At 73.1% G+C, this 20091-nt stretch carries 18 protein-coding genes and 1 tRNA gene; 3 read left to right on the forward strand and 16 right to left on the reverse strand.

Features of this window, described 5'->3' with window-relative positions; genetic code table 11:
- Window positions 1-26 precede the first annotated feature (26 nt).
- From folE to dacB, 6 genes are all read right to left on the reverse strand, one after another.
- Window positions 27-617: a GTP cyclohydrolase I FolE gene (folE, locus tag KGD84_RS29010; RefSeq protein WP_255647126.1), complete on the reverse strand. Its 591-nt coding sequence runs from the start codon at window positions 615-617 to the stop codon at window positions 27-29.
- Window positions 617-2647 carry an ATP-dependent zinc metalloprotease FtsH gene (gene ftsH, locus KGD84_RS29015; RefSeq protein ID WP_255646859.1) on the reverse strand — a complete coding sequence of 677 codons (2031 nt, stop codon included), beginning with the start codon at window positions 2645-2647 and terminating at the stop codon, window positions 617-619. Before ftsH ends, folE begins: the two co-directional genes overlap by 1 nt.
- 217 nt (window positions 2648-2864) lie before the next feature.
- Window positions 2865-3419, reverse strand: a complete 555-nt coding sequence (gene hpt / locus KGD84_RS29020) for a hypoxanthine phosphoribosyltransferase (RefSeq protein WP_220563507.1) — start codon at window positions 3417-3419, stop codon at window positions 2865-2867.
- Between the two features lie 155 nt (window positions 3420-3574).
- The gene (tilS, locus tag KGD84_RS29025) at window positions 3575-4543 is read right to left on the reverse strand and encodes a tRNA lysidine(34) synthetase TilS (RefSeq protein WP_220563508.1); all 969 of its coding nucleotides are present in this window, start codon (window positions 4541-4543) and stop codon (window positions 3575-3577) included.
- Window positions 4540-5622, reverse strand: coding sequence for a zinc-dependent metalloprotease (locus KGD84_RS29030; RefSeq protein WP_220565365.1), 1083 nt, complete (start codon window positions 5620-5622; stop codon window positions 4540-4542). The genes tilS and KGD84_RS29030 overlap by 4 nt, the downstream gene beginning before the upstream one ends.
- Window positions 5623-5765: 143 nt before the next feature.
- Window positions 5766-7124: a D-alanyl-D-alanine carboxypeptidase/D-alanyl-D-alanine endopeptidase gene (gene dacB, locus KGD84_RS29035; protein ID WP_220563509.1), complete on the reverse strand. Its 1359-nt coding sequence runs from the start codon at window positions 7122-7124 to the stop codon at window positions 5766-5768.
- Between the two features lie 76 nt (window positions 7125-7200).
- Between dacB and KGD84_RS29040 the strand changes: the two genes are divergently transcribed.
- Window positions 7201-7728 (forward strand): inorganic diphosphatase, encoded by a 528-nt coding sequence (locus tag KGD84_RS29040; protein WP_220563510.1) that lies wholly within the window; start codon window positions 7201-7203, stop codon window positions 7726-7728.
- A gap of 139 nt (window positions 7729-7867) precedes the next feature.
- Here KGD84_RS29040 and KGD84_RS29045 read toward each other — a convergent pair whose 3' ends face one another.
- A complete protein-coding gene (locus KGD84_RS29045) occupies window positions 7868-8449 on the reverse strand; it encodes an RNA polymerase sigma factor (RefSeq protein ID WP_220563511.1) in 582 nt (193 codons plus the stop codon).
- Window positions 8450-8522: 73 nt separating this feature from the next.
- Window positions 8523-8714 carry a hypothetical protein gene (locus tag KGD84_RS29050; RefSeq protein WP_220563512.1) on the reverse strand — a complete coding sequence of 64 codons (192 nt, stop codon included), beginning with the start codon at window positions 8712-8714 and terminating at the stop codon, window positions 8523-8525.
- Between the two features lie 521 nt (window positions 8715-9235).
- Here KGD84_RS29050 and KGD84_RS29055 point away from each other — a divergent pair.
- A complete protein-coding gene (locus KGD84_RS29055) occupies window positions 9236-9793 on the forward strand; it encodes a hypothetical protein (RefSeq protein WP_260697167.1) in 558 nt (185 codons plus the stop codon).
- Between the two features lie 8 nt (window positions 9794-9801).
- On the opposite strand, the gene KGD84_RS29060 is transcribed toward KGD84_RS29055, so the two are convergent.
- Together KGD84_RS29060 and KGD84_RS29065 are read right to left on the reverse strand one after the other, a co-directional pair.
- Window positions 9802-10185 carry a hypothetical protein gene (locus KGD84_RS29060; protein WP_220563513.1) on the reverse strand — a complete coding sequence of 128 codons (384 nt, stop codon included), beginning with the start codon at window positions 10183-10185 and terminating at the stop codon, window positions 9802-9804.
- Window positions 10186-10233: 48 nt separating this feature from the next.
- Window positions 10234-10458, reverse strand: coding sequence for a hypothetical protein (locus KGD84_RS29065; RefSeq protein WP_220563514.1), 225 nt, complete (start codon window positions 10456-10458; stop codon window positions 10234-10236).
- A gap of 118 nt (window positions 10459-10576) precedes the next feature.
- Here KGD84_RS29065 and KGD84_RS29070 point away from each other — a divergent pair, with 118 nt between their 5' ends.
- Window positions 10577-10732: a hypothetical protein gene (locus KGD84_RS29070; RefSeq protein ID WP_220563515.1), complete on the forward strand. Its 156-nt coding sequence runs from the start codon at window positions 10577-10579 to the stop codon at window positions 10730-10732.
- A gap of 1 nt (window position 10733) precedes the next feature.
- On the opposite strand, the gene KGD84_RS29075 is transcribed toward KGD84_RS29070, so the two are convergent.
- From KGD84_RS29075 to tmk, 6 genes are all read right to left on the reverse strand, one after another.
- Window positions 10734-11093, reverse strand: a complete 360-nt coding sequence (locus KGD84_RS29075) for a hypothetical protein (RefSeq protein WP_220563516.1) — start codon at window positions 11091-11093, stop codon at window positions 10734-10736.
- A gap of 62 nt (window positions 11094-11155) precedes the next feature.
- Window positions 11156-14476, reverse strand: a complete 3321-nt coding sequence (locus tag KGD84_RS29080; RefSeq protein WP_220563517.1) for an AAA family ATPase — start codon at window positions 14474-14476, stop codon at window positions 11156-11158.
- 297 nt (window positions 14477-14773) lie between these two features.
- Window positions 14774-14846, reverse strand: a tRNA-Thr gene (locus KGD84_RS29085).
- 95 nt (window positions 14847-14941) lie between these two features.
- Entirely contained in the window at window positions 14942-16501 is a 1560-nt protein-coding gene (locus KGD84_RS29090) for an alpha/beta hydrolase (RefSeq protein ID WP_370634602.1), read from the reverse strand.
- 147 nt (window positions 16502-16648) lie between these two features.
- Window positions 16649-17821: a DNA polymerase III subunit delta' gene (locus KGD84_RS29095; RefSeq protein ID WP_220563518.1), complete on the reverse strand. Its 1173-nt coding sequence runs from the start codon at window positions 17819-17821 to the stop codon at window positions 16649-16651.
- A 147-nt stretch (window positions 17822-17968) separates the two neighbouring features.
- Window positions 17969-20074: a dTMP kinase gene (gene tmk, locus KGD84_RS29100; RefSeq protein WP_220563519.1), complete on the reverse strand. Its 2106-nt coding sequence runs from the start codon at window positions 20072-20074 to the stop codon at window positions 17969-17971.
- Between the last annotated feature and the right edge of the window lie 17 nt (window positions 20075-20091).

The raw sequence follows: 20091 nt of genomic DNA on the forward strand, positions 1-20091 counted from the left end.
ATGTTCTCCACGTCACCCGCCGGCGGTCAGCGGCGGTCCAGGATGAGGCTCATCGCCTCCGAGCGGGTGCGGTCGCTGCTGCGGAAGATCCCGCGCACCGCCGAGGTGACGGTCTGGGCCCCGGGCTTGCGCACCCCGCGCATCGTCATGCACAGGTGCTCGGCCTCCACGACCACGATCACGCCCCGCGGGTTGAGGTGCTCCATGATGGCGTCGGCCACCTGGCCGGTGAGCCGCTCCTGCACCTGGGGGCGGCGCGCGAAGACGTCGACCAGGCGGGCGAGCTTGCTCAGGCCGGTGATGCGGCCGTCGGAGCCGGGGATGTACCCGACGTGCGCCACCCCGTAGAACGGCACCAGGTGGTGCTCGCAGGTGGAGTACAGCTCGATGTCCTTGACCAGGACCATCTCCTCGTGCCCGGCCTCGAACACGGTGGTGAGCACCTCGTCGGGCTTCTGCCCGAGTCCGGCGAACTGCTCCTCGTAGGCGCGGGCGACCCGCTCCGGCGTCTTGAGCAGGCCGTCGCGGTCGGGGTCCTCGCCGATGGCGATGAGGATCTCGCGGACGGCGCGCTCGATGCGCTCGCGGTCCACGGGTCTGGGCTGGTCCGGCTCGATCACGCCTCGTCCCCTTCTCCGGGGGCGGACGCCCCGTTCCCGACACCGTGGCCGGTGACCTCGTGCAGTGCGGTGCCCGGTTCGGAGCCGTTGGCCTCGGCACCGTTGAGCATGGCCAGCTCCTTCTTGGAGTGCACCGGGGGCCGGTCGGAGGGCTGGCGCTTGCCGTAGCCGGTGTAGGAGCCGCGGGCCGGGCGCTTGTTCACCGGCGCGAAGATCTCCAGCACCTGCTCGCGGGAGAGCGTCTCCTTCTCCAGCAGGGCCACGACCAGGTCGTCGAGGACGTCCCGGTACTCGACCAGGACCTCGTAGGCCTCGTCGTGCGCGGACTCGATGAGGCGGCGCACCTCCTCGTCGATGATGGAGGCGATCTCCTCGGAGTACTCGCGCGAGTGCGCCATCTCCCGGCCCAGGAACGGCTCGTTGCTCGACGACCCGAACTTGCGGGCGCCCAGGCGCTCGCTCATGCCGTACTCGGTGACCATGTTGCGGGCCAGGCTGGTGGCCTTGTCGATGTCGTCGCTCGCGCCCGTGGTGGGCTCGTGGAAGACCAGCTCCTCGGCGGCGCGGCCGCCCAGCATCATGGCGAGCCGGTCCATCATCTGCGAGCGCGAGGTGAGGAACTTGTCCTCGGTCGGCACCGACATGGTGTAGCCCAGGGCGCGGCCGCGGGGCAGGATCGTGATCTTGTGCACCGGGTCGGCGTTGGCCTGCGCGTGGCCCACCAGGGCGTGGCCGCCCTCGTGGTAGGCGATGATCTTCTTCTCGCGCTCGGACATGACCCGGCTCTTGCGCTCGGGTCCGGCCATGACGCGCTCGATGGCCTCCTCCAGCACCGCGTGGGTGATGGTCTCCCGGCCCGCGCGTGCCGACAGCAGGGCGCCCTCGTTGATGACGTTGGCCAGGTCGGCGCCGGTCATCCCGGCGGTCTGCCGGGCGATGGTGTCGAAGTCGACGTCCTCGGCCATCGGCTTGCCCTTGGAGTGGACCTTGAGGATGTCGCGGCGGCCGTCCATGTCGGGGCGGTCCACGACGATCTGCCGGTCGAAGCGGCCCGGGCGCAGCAGCGCCGGGTCCAGGATGTCGGGCCGGTTGGTGGCCGCGATGAGGATGACCCCGCCCTTGACGTCGAAGCCGTCCATCTCGACCAGCATCTGGTTGAGGGTCTGCTCGCGCTCGTCGTGGCCGCCGCCCATGCCGGCGCCGCGGTGGCGGCCGACGGCGTCGATCTCGTCGATGAAGATGATCGCGGGGGCGTTGGCCTTGGCCTGCTCGAACAGGTCGCGCACGCGCGAGGCGCCCACACCGACGAACATCTCGACGAAGTCCGAGCCGGAGATGGAGTAGAACGGCACCCCGGCCTCGCCCGCGACGGCGCGGGCCAGCAGGGTCTTGCCGGTGCCGGGCGGGCCGAACAGCAGCACGCCCTTGGGGATCTTGGCGCCCATCGCCTGGAACTTGGCCGGGTTCTGGAGGAACTCCTTGATCTCCTGGAGCTCCTCGATGGCCTCGTCCGCCCCGGCGACGTCGGAGAAGGTGTTCTTGGGCGTGTCCTTGGTGATGAGCTTGGCCTTGGACTTGCCGAAGTTCATCACGCGGGAGCCGCCGCCCTGCATCTGGCTGAAGACGAACCAGAAGATGGCGACGATGAGCAGGATCGGCAGGAAGCTGAAGAGCGCCGTGGTCCACAGCGGGGTCGTGGCGACCGAGACCTCGTAGCCCTGGAGCTCGGTGCCCTCCTCGTCCAGCGAGGCCTGGAGCATGTCGGCGAGCTGCAGGCCCTGGCCGGCCACCCAGTAGGCCTCGAGGATCTCGTCGTCGGTCGTGGTCAGCACGATGCGCTGGTCACGGTCGATGATCTCGGCGTTGTCCACCTCGTTGCGCTCGATGAGCTGGTGGACGGTCGAGATGTCGGTCTCTTCGGGCTGCGGTTCCCCGCCCAGGTCGAAGACGTTGAAGACGAGGAGGAGCATGGCGAGAACGGCCAGTATCCATATCCACGGGCCGCGGAAAAAGCGCTTCAGATTCATGTGAGCGGAACCCCGTCGGGTCCGTCCCTCCTGACCAGGCCGCCCGCACCGGAGGACTTTCCGAGGCAGGACCTCTTATCGGACACGTGCGTTCCCCGCGAGTACGCCGGGATCGAAATCGACGGTACACCCGTCGGACGGGCGCACCCCTTCCGGATGCGCCGGGGCGGGGGCCCGTCATGAGAGCAACGATCGCGCCCCCGCCGCTTGTTCCCCGCTACTGCTCGTAGACGTGCGGGGCGAGAGTGCCGATGAACGGCAGGTTGCGGTACTTCTCGGCGTAGTCGAGCCCGTAGCCGATGATGAACTCGTTGGGCAGGTCGAAGCCGATGTACTTGACGTCGAGGTCCACCTCGAAGGCCAGCGGCTTGCGGACCATGGTGCAGACCTCGACCGAGCGGGGCCCGCGCGACCGGAGGTTGCCCACCAGCCAGGACAGGGTCAGGCCGGAGTCGATGACGTCCTCGACGATGAGGACGTCGCGGTCCTTGATGTCGGTCTCCAGGTCCTTGAGGATGCGGACCACGCCGGAGGAGGTCGTCCCGGCCCCGTAGGAGGACACCGCCATCCAGTCCATGGAGACGGGCGTGTGCAGCACCCGGGCCAGGTCGGCCATCACCATGACGGCGCCCTTGAGGACCCCGACGATCAGGAGGTCCCTGCCCGCGTAGTCGGCGTCGATGCGTTCTCCGAGCTCGACCAGGCGCGCCTTGATCTCTTCCTCGGTGACCAGGACCTTCTCCAGGTCCCGGCCCATGTCCTTAGCGTCCACGCTCACTGTCCTCGCTGCTGGGTTCCCCGTTTGCGGCAACCAGGATAAACGTGCCGAACGTCCCGGGGGCGCCGACGGGCTGCCCCGGGGCCGGCCCCGGCCGGGCCGGAGCCCGGCACCGGGTGACACACCGGGCCGCCGACGGGTTCCGCCCGTCAGCGCTCGAAGCGGACGTGACCGGCGACACGCCGGGCCCGCACCCCGCCGGGCAGGTCGAGGTGCGCCTGGCCGCGCCAGGCGGTGACCAGCCGGTCGACCTCCCGCACGTGCCGGGCGGTGAGGGCGCCCGCCGGGCAGCCCGCGTCGATCGCGGCCCCGCGCAGGACGCGGGTCCGCAGCGCCTCGGGGGCGTCGGCCAGGACGGCCGCGGACAGGCCCTCCCCCGTCCGCGCCCGGGAGCGCAGCCCGTCGGCCAGGGAGTCCAGGGCGTCGGCGTCGGCGCGCAGCAGGGAGGCGGTGCGGGCCAGCGCCGCGGCGACGCCCGGGCCCAGGGTCCGCTCCAGGACGGGCAGGGTCTCGTGGCGCACCCGGGAGCGGGCGAACCGGGCGTCGGCGTTGTGGGGGTCCTCCCACGGGGCCAGCCCCATGGCGGCGCAGGCGGCGCGCACCGTGGCGCGGTCCAGGTCGAGCAGGGGGCGCAGGAGGTGGCCGTTGCGCGGGGCCATCCCGGCCAGGGAACGGGCGCCCGAGCCGCGGGCCAGGCCCAGCAGGACCGTCTCGGCCTGGTCGTCGAGGGTGTGGCCGAGCAGCACCACCGCGGGCCCGTGTTCGGCGGCGGCCTCGGCGAGCGCCGCGTGCCGGGCCGTCCGGGCGGCGCCCTCGGGCCCGCCCGGCCCGGTCACCTCGACCGCGCGGACCGACACCGGGTCCAGGCCCAGTCCGGACAGGACCGCGGCGACCTTCTCCGCGCGCTCGGCCGAACCCTCCTGGAGCCCGTGGTCGACGGTGACCGCCCCGGCCCGCAGTCCCAGCCGGGGCGCCTCGAAGGCGGCCGCCCCGGCCAGCGCCAGCGAGTCGGCCCCGCCGCTGCACGCCACCAGCGCCGCGGTGCCCGCGGGCAGCGGCGCCAGGGCCCGCCGGACCGCCGACCGGACGGCGGCCACGGCGGGGGGCGGACCGCTCATTCGGTGATGGCCGCCGGGCGCACCACCCGGTTCACCCAGGCGGAGGGGTCGCGGATCTCCGCGATGGTGGGCAGGGTCTCGCGCGAGGTCCACACCTTGTTGAACTCGGCCATGCCGACCTGGGCCACCGCCTCGCGGACGAACGCGGCGCCCTCCTCGTACTGGCGCATCTTCATGTCCATGCCGAGCAGCTGGCGCAGCAGCCGGTCCAGGGGGTTGACCGCCTCCCGCCGCTTCTGGAAGCGGGCGCGGATCCGCTCCACCGACGGCACGACGCCCGGCCCGACCGCGTCCATGACGTAGTCGCCGTGGCCCTCGGCCAGGCTCATCACGGCGGTGACCCGGTCCATGATCTCGATCTGCTCCGGCGTCTGGATGGCGGTGAGGAGGTTGCCCTCCCCGCCGCGCACCGCGTCCGCCACGGCCTCGCCCGCGGCGCGCAGCCGGGTGATGAGGTCGCCCGCGTCCATCTCCGTGGACAGCAGCAGCTCGCGCATCAGCTCCTGGACGTACCCCCGCAGCCACGGCGTGGCCGTGAACTGCATGCGGTGGGTCTCCTCGTGCAGGCACACCCACAGCCGGAAGTCGTGCGGGTCGACGTCGAGCTCGCGCTCGGTGTTGACGATGTTGGGGGCGACCAGGGTCAGCCGCCCGGTGGGCAGGGTGCCGTCGGGGTCCGGCGGCAGGAAGAGCTCGTACTGGCCCAGGACCTTCCCGGCCAGGTAGGCGAGCACCGCGCCGAGCTGCACCCCGGTGATCCGGGAGCCCACGGCGGAGGTGAGGGCGGCGGCCGCGCCGCCGCTGTTGAGGCGCTCGGCGCCCATCTGTTCGAGTACGGGTTCGATGACGGTGCGGAAACCGTCGACGTTGGCGCGGATCCAGCCCGGCCGGTCGACGATCACCGCCGGCCCGGTGGGCTCCAAGGGGTTCATGCCGGTGAAGTCGCGCACGTGCCCGGCGGCCACGGTGGAGAGCTCGCGCAACTGCGCGACGGCCTGTCGCGCGTCGGCGAGATCCACCTGCGGGCCCGGTCGGACGAGGCGGACACCGGTGTTGACGGCTACGTCCCAGTCGATCACAGTCACATTCGCAGCCTACCCACGCAGAGCCTTCCGGCACGGGGATCGGGGTTCCAATTCGGGGTAAGCCCCGGGTTCACCCCGAGCCGGGCCGAAAAGCGGCGCCCCCGGCGCCGCGGGGCGGCCGGGGGCGGGGGCCGGGCTCAGGAGCAGCCGCAGCGCGCCAGGGCCGCCGCCAGGGGATCGAGCTGGTAGCCCTGGACGCCCGGGCTGTTGGCCACGAAGGCGAACAGGAACATGTTGCCCTCCTGGTCGTGCACGGTCCCGGCGAGCGCGCTCACGTCGTTCAGGGTTCCGGTCTTGCCGCGGATCAGCCCGGCCACGTCGTGGACCGGGGTGCCCTCCGTGTAGCGGTTGCCCAGGGTCCCGGTGGAGTTGGACGTGGGCAGGCCGGTGATCGCCGCGTTGAGCTCGGGGTCGTCGGCCGCCACCCGGAGCATCTCCACCAGGGCGCGCGGGGTGATGCGGTTCTCCGGGCTCAGCCCGCTGTTGTCGGCCAGGTCGACCCCCGTGATCCCGTAGGAGTCCATGACCCGGTGGGTGGCCGCGGCCCCGCCCTCGAACGAGGCCTCGCCGCCGGTCTCCAGGGCGGCGATCCGGGCCAGCGCCTCGGCCATGTTGTTGTCGCTGGCCAGCATCATGTGCTCGACCAGGGCCGTCATCGGCGCGGAGTCGACCGAGGCGATCGGGTCTCCCTGTGCCAGGACCTCGCTCGGCTCGCCCCCCTCCACGGTGAGCCCGGCCTCCTTCAGCTGCTTGACGAAGGCGTCGGCGGTGGCCCGGGGCGGGTCCGGGACCCGCGAGTGCGTGTCCGGGGAGACGCGCCCGCTGTCGTGCATCAGCGCGTGGACGGAGGCGGTGCTGCCCTCCGTGATGTAGCCGGGTTTCCAGGAGGGCCCGGTGTCCGGCCCGGTGAACAGCGAGTCGTCGTAGCCGACCGAGACCGTGTCCACCCCCTGCTCGGCCAGGGCCGCCGCGGTGCGCTCGGCGAGCTCCTCCAGCGTGGCCACCTGCGGGTAAGCTGCGGAGTCGGCGGTCGTGGTCAGGGTGGAGTCGCCCGCGCCGCGCAGCACCACCATCCCCTGCGCCGGGTCGAAGTGGGCCGTGGTGGTCAGCACGTGGTCGGGTCCCACCGCGTCCAGGACCGTGATGGCCGTGGCGATCTTGGTGGTCGACGCCGGGACCGCGGGGGTGTCCGGGCTGCGCTCGTAGAGCGCCTGGCCGGTGGCCCCGTCGACGACGAAAGCGGAGAGGCCCTCCGCGAGCCCGGACTGCGCCATGGGATCATCGATCACGTCCGCGATCCGTTCCGGGTCCGCCGGGGACGAGGGCGCGGGTTCCGCCGCGGCCGCACCTTCGGCGTTCACGACCGGGTGGGGCACCGCGGGGAGTGGTCGGGCCTCGATCACATCGAGGGCTGCGAACCCGGCGATCAGCACGAATATGTTGAGCAGGGCCAGCGTGAGGAAGACCTCACTTCGTACCCGTCGCACCCGGGGCACCCGCCCTTCCTTAGGTGTCGCGGCCTGACGTTGTTGTTATACGGCGACATTAGTCGCAATGGGAGCCGAGATCAGCATGGAATTCGACGTTACGATCGAGATCCCCAAGGGGGAGCGCAACAAGTACGAGGTGGACCACGAGACCGGTCGCATCCGTCTCGACCGCATGCTGTTCACCTCCACCACCTACCCCGCCGACTACGGTTTCGTCGACGGGACGCTCGGTGAGGACGGCGACCCGCTGGACGCCCTCGTCCTGCTCAAGGCCCCGACCTTTCCGGGCTGCCTGATCCGCGCCCGGGCCATCGGCATGTTCCGGATGCGCGACGAGGCCGGCGGCGACGACAAGCTGCTGTGCGTTCCGGCCACGGACCCGCGCATGGAGCACCTGCGTGACATTCACCACGTGAACGAGTTCGAGCGCCTGGAGATCGAGCACTTCTTCACGGTCTACAAGGACCTGGAGCCCGGCAAGTCCGTCGAGGGCGCCAGCTGGGTCGGCCGCCACGAGGCCGAGCAGGAGATCATCGCCTCGGTCAAGCGCGCCGAGGAGGCGGGCGTCCACGGCGACTCCTCCCACATCTCCGGCGACAAGGAGAAGTAGGGCGGGGCTCCCGTTCGACCTCCGGGGCGACGGTCCGGCGGACTCCGCCGGACCCGCCCGCCCCGCCGCCCTCGGCCCGCGTCCTCCGGCACGGCTCCCCCACACCGCCGCCCTGGAGGCCGCGGGCCGTTCTCGCGGGTCAGCGGCCGACGAGGCCGGCCGGACCGGTCCAGGGCCCCTCGGCCTCCGAGGTCCGGGTCAGCAGGTAGCCCGCGCAGACGGCGGCCACCAGCGCCATCAGCATCACCAGTCCGATCGAGCCGGCCAGGGACGGGCCGTGCGGGGTCGGTGAGTCCCCCGGGCCGAGGGGGAAGCCGTCGTGGCCGAAGCGGTCGGCGCGGGCGGCCACGTGGGCCCGGTAGCCGTCCAGCTCCGGAGCGGCCATCCCCTTGAGGATGCGGACCGGCACCAGACCGGTGTTCTCCGGCATGCTCCGCTCCCCCGGGAGCCGGAGGTCGTACGAACGGCGGCGGACGCACTCGACCTCCGCCAGGGCGTGCAGCCACTCCCCCAGACGGTCGGGCTCGGTCAGCCGCCCGATGTGCGCGCAGGCGACGATCAGCGTGTCGCGCAGCACCACGTGCGCCGCGTCGCGGTCGCCCAGGGCCAGGATGCAGCGCCGGAACAACTCCTCGCCGTACGCGTCGAGCAGCCTTCGGTAGGCCTCGGCCGACGGCGCGCCGTCGGCACGCAGAGCGTGGATGAGATCCCGGTCCGTCATGGACGAGAATCTACGCTGCCGACCGCGTACACCCCGGCGCTTCGCCGAAAGACGCGTGTGAGAGTCCTCTCCGTCAGCGATCCGAAGGCGGGCGGCGCCGCGGGCGGCCGCGCAGCCAGAGCAGGACGAACGTCAGCGCGGTCAGGGCGCAGACCAGCAGCGCCGCGCCGGGGCCGAGGAAGCCCAGCGCCATCACCCCCGCCGCCGCCACCACGAGCGCCCGGACCAGCAGGCGCACCCACAGCCCGGCCGGGTCGGGGTTCAACCGGCACCTCCGGGCGTGCGAGCCGACACGGCCACTCCTGTCAGTGCGTTCGGGGGACGGTGCCTTTCCGGCGGTGCTCTCACGCCGTACTCGGGCTCCACATGTCACCACCACGCGACGCCTCCCGCAACACCGCCGGATGAGAAGAGGTGTGACACACGCGATTCTCCACGATCGCTTGACTCCCCGCGCCCTTTGCTGGTCTCCTTACAACCATGTATCCGCGCACCCGCACCGACGCCATGGCTCGCAGGGCCCTCCCGGCCCCCTGCCACCCGTCCTGTGCGGCGTGTCCGTGTTGTCGTCGCTGAGTCTTCTTCTCCGGGGCCCATCGGCCCCCTAGGCTCCAGGCCCGCCCGTCCGCGCGCGCTTTCGCGCGACCGTTCCCGGCGGCTCCTCTCCGCGTATCCACCGCGGTGACCCGTGCCCTGAGCGGCACCGACGGCCCCTTCCTCCGTGTGACGGGGCCCCCTGACGACATCCGCGCCCTCGACGGCGCGCACGCGAAGGATCTTCCCACGATGGCCCAGCAGGCTCTCTCCGTACGCACCGCCCCGCCCGCCCGCACCTCCGGGGACGACGCCGCGCCCCGCGGCACCGCACCGCGCCGCGTGTCCGTGGAGGGCATCGGTGACGTAGCGGACGCCGGCCGCAAATCCGGCTACGCCCACCTGGCCGAACGCCGGCTCCCCACCGTCGGACGCCTGGTCGCCGCCGCCCGCGGCGCCGCCGCGGTGCTGGCCCGGCCCACCCTGTGGCCCGCCCGGCGGGGCCGCTGGCAGCCCGCCCCGCGCGCCGCCCGCCGCGGGGCTGGCGGACGGCTGCGGGTGAGCACCGTGTCCCTGGATCCCAACAGCTTCGTGTCCGGCCCGGTGTCCCCGCGGGCCGCCGACATGGAGGTGCTGTTCCTGGTGAGCGGTCGGGCCCACCTGATCTCCTCCGGCTCCGACGGGCGCATGCGCTCGGCGGCCGAGCTGGCCCCCGGCCGGGCCCGGGTCGTCGGCGGCTCCCTGGGTGGGCACCAGCACCTGGTCAACACCGGCGAGGAGGTCGCCGTGGTGGTCCGGGTGACCGCCTGAGGGAGGGCTCACGCCCCCTCCTCGAACGCCTCGCCGTCGTCCCGGGCGCGCAGGGCCGCCTCGACGGCCTCGACGGAGCGCAGGACGGCGGCCGTGCGCCGCCCCTCCGCCTGGTAGGCGCGCATCACCTGTTCGAGCGCGTGCGGCGGCAGGTGGCCGCGCAGGTCGACCCGGGCGGTGCGGTAGCCCTCGCGGCCGGCGGCCAGGACCGCGGAGAGGTGCTGGCGCGCCAACCGCGAGAGCGCGACCGGGTACCGCCGCAGGACCCCGTGCGTCCGGTAGTCGGCGGGCAGGAGGTCGAACAGCCACACCGCGGCCGTCCGCTCGAAGGAGTCCGACCCGGGTGGGTGCACACTCGCGGGCCAGTCCGGACTCAGCGACTGATCGGGCATGCCCCGAGCATACCCTTTGTTCGAAATCCTGTTCGAAAAGACCCGGGGTCAGTCCGAGGAGATCTCCTCCCCCTCTTCCCGGCCCTCGCCGGCCTCCTCCTTCCTTCTCTCCAGCTCCACCCTGATGGCCTGCTCGGCCGCGTCGACCGCGGCCCGGGCGGTGATGGCGTTGACGTGGGCCCGGTCCAGCTCCTCGAGGAGGATGCAGTCGAACGCGACCCGCGCGTCGTGGATCGACGCCTCCAGCTGTCGTGATGCCTCTTCCAGACTCATGTCACCCCCCATACCCCGGGAGGACCGTCCTGCACATCCCGCCCCAGGGGACACGGGGCGTGCCGGGCGCCGCGGCCGGGTAGACCCGTGGTGGGACCGGACACCGAAGGGGGAGCACGTGGTCTATCTCATCCTCGTCCTGTTGGCGCTGTGGCTGTTCCTGGCGATCCTGGGGGTGTTGATCAAGGGCCTGTTCTGGCTCACCGTCATCGCGGCGATCCTGTTCGTCGCCACGGCCGTGTGGAGCGGGCTGCGCAGCCGCGCCGGGATGTGATTCAGCGTTCGAGGGCCGGTGTGCCGTCGCCGTCGCCGCCCAGTTCCGCGACGATGCCGCGGGCCCGGTCCTCGTCCCCGTCCAGGCGGTCGCGCACCAGCCGGACCGCCTCCTCCGAGCGCCCCAGCGCCACCAGGTTGGCCACCCGTGCGCGCAGCTGCGGCGGCAGCTCACCGGGGACGCGCGGGGCGGGCACGTACCCGCCGACCTGCGCCGCGGGCCCCGGGTCCACGGGGGCGGGCGGCTCGTCCGCCTCCAGGCGGGCGGCGACCGCGGCGATGACCCGGCGCAGGGCGTAGGAGCCGCCCGCCAGGACGAGCACCGCGCCCACCAGGGCCACCAGCATGAACAACAGGCTCATGCGGTGCCCCTACCCCGGTTCTCCCCCGGCCACCGGACACGAACGGTCATCATTCGGCCACCTCAGGTGGCGTGCACGTCCTCCGGCAGCAGGGTCCGCAGATCGTCCACCCCGGGCTCGGCCCCGGCCCGCGCGGCCTGTTCGATCCTCCGCGCCTGCCGGGTCAGCGCCTCCTCGAACGCCTTGCGGACCTCGCGGCCGTTGCCGTCGGAGAACCGCTCCTCCTCGGCCCCGAACAGCCGGGCCGCCGCGGCCCGGGTGTCCTCCGGCACCAGGAAGTCGGCGCCCTCCGCCATGCCGACGAGGATCCGCAGCAGCTCGTCGTGCGTGTACGGCGCGAACTCCACCGTGCGGGAGAACCGCGACTCCAGCCCCGGGTTGCTCGCCAGGAACCCGCTCATCTCGCCCGTGTACCCGGCGGCGATCACCACGACCTCGTCGCGGTGGTCCTCCATGAGCTTGAGCAGGGTGTCGACGGCCTCCTGGCCGAAGTCGTGGCCGGAGCCCCCCGGCCGGACCAGCGTGTAGGCCTCGTCGATGAACAGCACCCCGCCGCGCGCCCGGTCGAACACGTCCCGGGTCCTCTGCGCGGTCTGCCCGACGTACGCCCCCACCAGGTCCGCGCGGCCCACCTCCACCACCTGCCCCTGGGCGAGGACGCCCAGGGCCGCCAGCAGCCGCCCGTAGATCCGCGCCACGGTGGTCTTCCCGGTCCCCGGGGGCCCGGCGAAGACCAGGTGCCGCGACGGCAGCACGGCCCCCAGCCCGGCCGCCTGCCGGCGGCGCCCCGCCGAGATGAGGCTCATCAGGTCGGCGACCTCGCCCTTGACCGAGGTCAGCCCGACCATCGACTCCAGCTCGGCCATCAGCCCGTCGACCTGGCCGCCGTCGCGGGGCCCGCCCACCCGCGCGGACAGCCCGGCGTCCACGACGCCCTCCAGGTCCTCCGGGAGGATGCGGCCCAGGTCCTCGGGGCTGTGGAAGTCCCCCTCCACGACCCGGGTCGCCTGGGTCTGCACGACCGCCTCGAACACGCGGCGCGCCTCGCGCCCGTTGCCGAAGGTCTCGTCGCGCTTCTGGGCCCGGAAGTGCGCGGTGACCGCCTCCAGCACGCCCTCGCCGGGGTCGTACCCCTGGGCCCGCGCCATCCCCGCGAAGATCGTGGTGAGCTGCTCGGGCGTGTAGTTCTCGAACTCGATGGTGCGGGCGACCCGCGACCGCAGCCCGGGGTTGGCGTCCAGGAACCCGCGCATCTCGCTGGAGTACCCGGCGAAGACCACGACAACCTCGTCGCGCAGGTCCTCCATGAACTTGATGAGGGTGTCGATGGCCTCCTGGCCGAAGTCGGTCCCGCTGCCGAACCGCCGGGACAGGGCGTAGGCCTCGTCGATGAACAGCACTCCGCCGCGCGCCCGCCCCACGGCGTCGGCGGTGAGCTTGGCGGTCCCGCCCAGGTGCTCGGCTACCAGGTCCGAGCGGGAGACCTCCACGAACTGCCCCTGGGAGAGGACCCCCAGCGAGCGCAGGATGCCCCCGTACAGGCGGGCGACGGTGGTCTTGCCGGTCCCGGGCGGGCCCGAGAAGACCAGGTGCCGCCCCACGTTGAGCGCGGGCAGCCCGGCGGCCTCGCGCTTGGCGCTGGCCCTCTGGAAGTTGACCAGCGTGCGGACCTCCTTCTTGACCCCCTCCAGCCCCACCATCCCGTCCAGTTCCGCGAGCAGCTCCTCCACCGGCGCCGCCTCCCCGACCGGGGCGTCCGGGACCGCGGCCGCCCCGCCCGCCTCGGCGGCGACCCGCACCGTGTCGCCGCCGCGGTTGTTCTCGAACGTGGTGTCCTCGACCTTCACCGCCGCGCCCTCCTCGGCGTCCACGGCCCTGCCCCCGTTGTCGGCGATCGTGCACCGGCGCAGGGTCGCCCGGGAATCCCCGTGGACGTCGACTCCGCTGCCCCCGCACCCGCGCACGGTGGAGTCCTCCAGTACCAGGCGGCCGCCGTCCTGGACGATGGCGCCCCTGTCCCCCGCGTCCGAGACCACTGCCGAACGGAGGGTGAGATCGCCCCCGTCGGCCCAGGCGCCGTACCGGCACGAGGTGCTCTCCAGCCCGTCGATCTCGGCCTGCGCGCCCTCCCCGACGCGGACCGCCCAGGCCTCCAGCCCGCGGAGCCGCAGCCCCTCGGCCCTGTACCTGCCGCCGTCGTCGAAACCGATGCCCCGCACACCCTCCTCCACCGTCACGTCCGCCAGGGTGCCGGTGGAATCGTGGACGCCCACCGCGGTCCCCCACAGCCGCGTGACCGTGAGCCCCCGCACGTCGAAGCCCGACGTGCCGTCGAGGAGCAGTCCGATCGGCTCCTCCGCTCCGGCGGGGGGCTCGCCGAGCTCGATGTCGGACAGCGTCGGCCGTCCCCCGTTCAGGCGGACCGCGACGATACCCGCGCCGGTGACCTTGGAGCGGTGGATCTCGACCCGGGAGTCCACGGTGAGGACGCCGTTGTCCTTCGCCCCCGCGACGGTGAGCCCGGTGGCGGTCAGCGCGCTGTCGGACGAGCAGACCGCGCTGCCGGGCGACCGCGTGACCGTGCAGTCGGTCAGGGTCAGCCCGCCGCCCTCCCACACGTACAGCGAGTCTCCCCCGGGCCGGCCGCCGTCGATCCTGAGCCGGGTGAAGGAGGCCGTGGACCCGCCCAGGACCCGGACCGGATAACCGCTGTCGCCCGTGATCTCCACGTCCGAGAACACGGGTGCGGCCTCCTCCTGGACGCAGACGGCGTTGGTGTTCTCGCTCCCGCCGTCGGTGATCCTGCACTTCTGGATGCGCGGCGAGGCACCGCTGATCAGCAGGGTGTGGCAGGAGGGGTCCCCGCCCTGGAAGGAGACGTCCGACACCGAGAGGGCCCCCTGGCCCTCGATGAACAGGACGGCCCTCTCGAAGCGCGTCCGCGCGACGGCGCCCCCGGACCTCTTCAGGTACAGTCCGGCGTCGCGGAAGACGCACCCCTCGATGTGCAGGGTCGCCCCCTCCGCCTCCACCCGGGCGGTGGAGGCGAAGACGCACTCCTCGGCGCGGAACGCGCCCCCGGGGTGGACGTAGACCGGGGGGAAGTCCGCGGAGGCGTTCCTGACCTCGATGCCGAACAGTTCGAGACGCCCTTCGTGGACGTTGAACACGTTGGTGTCGCCGACGGCGACGGTGACCGTGCCCCGCCCCGCGCTGGGGACGACCATCACGTGCCCGTTCACCCCGAGGACGTGCGGCTCCAGGTAGTACCCCGGGTCCACCTGGAGGTAGAGGTCCTGGTCGGCGAACCGCGGGTCGTTCATCGCGTCGGCGATGCCACGGAAGGCGTTCGGGTCGGACTGCGACACACGGAGCGTGATCATGCGTGGGGCTCCCGGGGGGAGAGGGGACGTGCGCTATGTACCGTAGCGGTCGCGCCTTGCCCGCATCCGTACCCCGGTGACCGGTTCCGGCCGGGCCCGGGGCCCGCCGGAACGGCGAAGGCCCGTCCGGGGGCCGGCCGGGCCTTCGTGCCGAGCCGCCCGTCGGAATCGAACCGACGACCCGGTTCATCACGGGGGCGCCCACGTCATGGGGGACCTCTACGCCGAGTAGGCATTGGTCACCCGAGTGGTCACCTACGCGAAACGCCACCCCGTACCGGGGTGGCGTTCGTGCTGAGCCGCCTGTCGGAATCGAACCGACGACCTATTCATTACGAGTGAATCGCTCTGCCGACTGAGCTAAGGCGGCGCGACGCCGCGCGGTTCCACGCGGCGAGGCGATCACCAGTTTAGCGTCTCCGCGGAGTGCCGGGTACACGGTTTCGGACCCGGCACCCCGCGGGGTCAGGCGCAGGCCATCCCGTCCCGGGGGACCTCCAGGTCGATGAGGTAGGCGTCGACCATGCGGTCCACGCACGCGTCGCCCATGCGGTAGCCGGTGTGGCCGTCGCCGTCCCGGGTGACCAGGAAGCCGGACTCCAGCGCCCCGGCCAGAGCCTCGGCCCAGGCGTAGGGGGTGGCGGAGTCGCGCGTGGTGCCCACCACCATGATCGGCGGGGCGCCCGGCGCGTCCAGCGGGCCGCCGTCGTAGACGGCCTCCTCGGGCCAGAACGCGCACGGCAGCGCGCCCCAGGCCAGGCTCGGCCCGAAGATCGGGGACTCCTCCCCGGCCTCCTCCGCGGCCTCCACGTAGGCCTCGACCCCGCGCGGGCTGGGCGAGTCGGAGCAGTTCACCGCGATGAGGGCGGCCGTGGAGTTCTCGTACTCCTGTGTGTCGCCCCGGCTGTACAGCTCGTCGCCCAGCTGGAGGAGCACGGTGCCGTCGCCGTCGCTCATGGCGTCGTCCAGGCCCTCGCGGACCCGCTCCCACCAGGACTCGGAGTACAGGGCGGCGAGCACGCCCAGTTCGGCGCGGGCCCGGTTGATCTCCCGGTCGTCCATGGAGTTGTGGAGCGGCTCGCGGGCCGTCCGGGCCAGGAACCCGTCGAGGGCCGCCACGCCGTCCTCGACCGAGTCCCCGTTGCCGCCCAGCGGGCAGTCGGTGCGGGTGAGGCAGTCCTCGACGAAGGCGCGCAGCGCGGTCTCGAACCCGGTGGCCTGGGCGACGCTCAGGTCGAGCTGGTCCAGGGTGGGGTCGACGGCGCCGTCGAGCACCAGGGCGCGCACCCGGTCGGGGAACTGCTCGGCGTAGTGGGCGCCGATGTGGGTGCCGTAGGAGGCGCCCAGGTAGGTGAGCTTCTCGTCGCCCAGCAGGGCGCGCAGCACGTCCATGTCGCGGGCGACGTTGACGGTGCCGACGTTGAGCATGAGGTCGGGGGCGTTGGCCTGACAGGCCTCCACGAACTCGCGGCTGCCCTCCTCCATGTCGGCGACCCCGGCCTCGGTCAGCTCGGACATGTCGCCGTCGCCGTCGGCGGACTCGGCCTCGCCGCCGATGAAGTCGTCGAGCTCCTCGGCCGGCAGGCAGGTGATCGGGGTGCTGCGGCCGACCCCGCGCGGGTCGAAGCCCACCAGGTCGAAGCGCTCGCGCACCTGTTCGCTGACGATGAAGGAGGCGTGGTCGACGAAGTCGTACCCCGAGCCGCCGGGGCCGCCCGGGTTGACCAGCAGGGAGCCGATGACGTCGTCGCCGGTGGCGGCCATGCGCTTGACCGCGATCTCGATGCGCTCGCCCTCGGGCTCGTCGTAGTCCAGCGGCACCTCGTACGTGGCGCACTCGGCCTCGGAAGGCCCGCCGTCACAGGGCCCCCAGTCGAGCTCCTGCTCCGCGAGGTCGCCCAGGGCCCCGAGCGATTCGGCCGGCTCCTGCGCCCCTCCCCCCGGTGTCAGCGCCGTACACCCGCTCACCAGGAGCACCGTGCCGGTGAGCGTCACCGCCACCGCTGCCCGCAGCCTCGTCGCCACGTGTTTCCTTCCCGTCGTCCGGTTCCACCGTTGCCTGTGACGGCCGTGCCGCCGTTGCGGTTGCGACGGGGAGGCGGTGCCGTAGGTCGACCGTATCCGCCGGGGGCGTGGAACGGGCACCGCCCCGCGTCCGGCCCGGTGCGGGCGTCAGCCGAGGAGGAGGGCGGAGGTCATGGCCTCCATGGCGATCTGCGGGTGCACGTTGGCGGCGATGCGCTCGCGGCAGTCCATGATGGCGTCGATGCGCCGCAGGGTGGTCTCCGGCGTGCTGGAGCGGGCGACGCGCTCCAGGTCGCCGGAGCGCTCCCCGGTGGAGCGCTCGACGGACGCCCCGAACTGGAGGGTGAGCACGTCGCGGTAGAAGGCGGCCAGGTCCAGCAGGGCGCGGTCGTAGGAGTCGCGCTTGATCCGGGTGGCCCGGCGCTTCTGCCGCTCCTCCAGGTCCTTCATGGCGCCCGCGGATCCCCGCATGGCCTTGGCCACGCCCTTGCCGGTGGAGCCCTCGCCGAAGGCGGCCTTGAGCTCGTCCTTCTCCTTCTCGTCCAGGGCGCTGGTGATCGCCTTGGACTCCGCCTCGGCGATCTCGTAGAGCCGGGCGGCGAAGGTGACGCAGGCGCCGATGCCGTCGAGCCTGGCCGGGATGGACAGCACCTCCTCGCGGCGGCGGCGCGCCTCGGGGTCGGTGGCCAGCTGCCGGGCGCGGTCCACCCGCCCCGCCGAGGCGACGGCGGCGGCCCTGGCCGTGCCCTCGTCCACGTCGCCGGCGCGGGTGAGCGCGCCGACGATCTCGGCGGTGGTGGGGGTGGTGAGGGTGACCAGGCGGCACCGGGAGCGGATGGTGACGAGCAGGTCGTCGGGGGTGGGCGTGCACAGCAGCCACACGGTGCGCGGCGACGGCTCCTCCACCGCCTTGAGCAGGGCGTTGGAGGCCGCCTCGGTGGCGCGCTCGGCGTCCTCGAACAGCACGATCCGGAACCGGCCGCCGGAGGGCTTGGACCCGGCGCGCAGGACCAGCTCGCGGGTGGCGGCGACGCCGAAGCTCAGGCCGCTGGGCCGCACGTACAGCACGTCCGGGTGGGTCCCGGCCAGGGCCTGGTGGCAGGAGTCGCAGTGGCCGCAGCCGCCGTCGCGGCACTGGAGGGCGGCGGCGAAGGCGCGCGCGGCCTCCGAGCGCCCCGAGCCGGGCGGACCGGTGAACAGCCAGGCGTGGGTCATGCCCGTGCCCGCTCCCCCGGCGACCAGGTCGGCGGCGCCGGCCACCGCCCGCCGCAGGTGGTCCACCGCGGCCCGCTGACCGACCAGGTCGTCGAAGACCGTCACACTCCACCCCCGCGTAGAAAGACGTGCCAGGGATCCAGGATAGGAGCCGGGGGCGACGGTCGGGCCGTTTCCACAGGCCCGCCCCGCGGCCGGGAACGCGCGGGGCCCGGAGGCGTGCGCCTCCGGGCCCCGCCCCGCCGCGGCGGGTCAGTCGTTCTTGATGACCGGGATCATCCCGGTGACGGCCTCGGCGCTGCTCGGGACCGGGTCGGGCAGCAGGGCGCGCACCCGCTTCTGGATCTCGCGGGTGATCTTCTCGCGGGGCTCGCGGGAGTCCAGGACCAGGTAGCGGTCCGGGTCCCGGCGGGCCAGGTCGAGGAAGCCCTTGCGGACCCGCTCGTGGAACTCCACGGACTCCGACTCGATGCGGTCGGCCGGGCCGCCCAGCCGGGACAGGCCCTCCTCGGGGCGCACGTCCAGCAGCACCGTCAGGTCGGGGACCAGGCCCTGCACCGCCCACGTGCTGATGTCGGCGATGTCCGACACCGCCAGGTCGCGGCCGGTGCCCTGGTAGGCGAGCAGCGAGTCGGTGTAGCGGTCGCTGATGACCACGGCGCCGCGCTTGAGCGCGGGCAGGATCTCCTGCTGGACGTGGTCGGCCTTGTCGGCGGCGTACAGCAGCACCTCGGCGCGCGGGGTGATGTGGGAGTTCTCGCGGTCCAGCAGCAGGGCGCGCAACCGCATGCCGAGCTTGGTGGCGCCGGGCTGGCGGGTGCTGACCACCTCGAAGCCCTGGTCGCGCAGCCACACCGTGAGTTCGCGGACCTGCGTGGACTTGCCCGCGCCCTCGCCGCCCTCGACGACGATGAACGCGCCGGAGGGGCGCTCGTCCTCGTCGACCGGCTCGGTGATCTCGACGCCGCGCAGCGCCGCGAACAGCTCGGGGAGCAGGCCGGGGCCGGCCTCGGGGTCGTTCCGGTTGACCTGGCGGTGGGCGACCGCGGCGGCGACCACGCCCAGCAGGGCGACCGCCGCCAGCACGACGGCGCTGCCGCGCAGGTCGTAGGTGAGCGGGCCGATCGCCAGGGCCCGGTCGCCGATGAGTCCGGCGGCGACGGGGGCGAGGACCGCCGTCAGCACCAGGGCCAGGCGGGCCGCGCCGTTGAGGTGGGCGTGCACCGCGGTGCGGTGCTCCTCCTCGACCTCGCGGGTGACCACGCCCAGCGCGGTCGCCCAGGACATGCCCGCGGCGACGCCCAGGACCAGGGCCAGGACGGCGGCCAGGACCATGTCGCCGACGGCTCCGGCGAACAGCAGCACGACCGCCGCGATGACGGCGGTGAGCCCGAAGAGCCGGCGGCGGCTGAGCAGCTTGAGGACGCGGGGGCCGGAGACGGCGCCCAGGCCCATGCCGCCCAGGACGGCGGCGAACAGCATGCCGAACCCGGCGTTGCCCGCCTCCAGGCCCTCGGCGTGCAGGCGGCCGACGCCGATGACGGCGCCCACCGCGACGACCGTGGTGATCAGGCCCAGGGACAGGCCGCGCAGCAGCACCGGGTCGCCGGAGCCGCGCGTGCCGCGCGCGACGGACGGCAGGATGCGGGCGTCGCGGGTGGGGCTCTGGGCGTCCTTGGCGGGCCGGTGGCCGGGGATCTGGAGTCCGGCGACGAGCCCGGCGGCGGCCAGGAAGAGCAGCCCGTTGAGGTAGAGCGCGATGTCCGCCTCGGGGGAGGCCAGCGAGGGCACCAGGACGCCGAGCACGTTGCTCACCGAGGCCAGGGCCGCGAACAGCAGTGCGGCCACCGGCGCGGTGCCGTAGGAGGTGAACAGCACCAGGCGGTCGGCCTGGCCCAGCAGCTTGCGGGGCACCAGGTTGGGGATCGCGGAGTCCCGGGCGCCGGTCCACAGCAGCTCGACGATCTCGGCGAGCAGTGCCGCGATGAACAGCCACGGCAGCGCGAACCCGGGGGCCAGCAGGCCCACCACGGGGACCGAGGCGTAGAGCAGGGCCCGCAGGACGTCGCCGCCGACCATGGTCCAGCGGCGGTCCAGCCGGTCCACGAGGGCCCCGACCAGGGGGCTCAGGAGGACGGAGGGCGCGAGTTTGACGGCCAGGACACCGGCGATGGCCAGGTACCGGACCAGGGCCGGGGCGTCGAACGTGAAGATCGCGGCCAGGGAGACCAGAGCCAGGAGGCTCAGCCAATCGCCCAGTCCGGACAGCACGAGCGAGATCCACAGCCTTCGGAAGGGAGTGATCGCGAGGACGTTGTGCGCCTCGGACGGCGCTCCCGGAGATGCAGGTCTGCTCATAGCGCTCAAGGTTATTC

The organism is Nocardiopsis changdeensis (assembly GCF_018316655.1).
GTDB lineage: Bacteria > Actinomycetota > Actinomycetes > Streptosporangiales > Streptosporangiaceae > Nocardiopsis > Nocardiopsis changdeensis.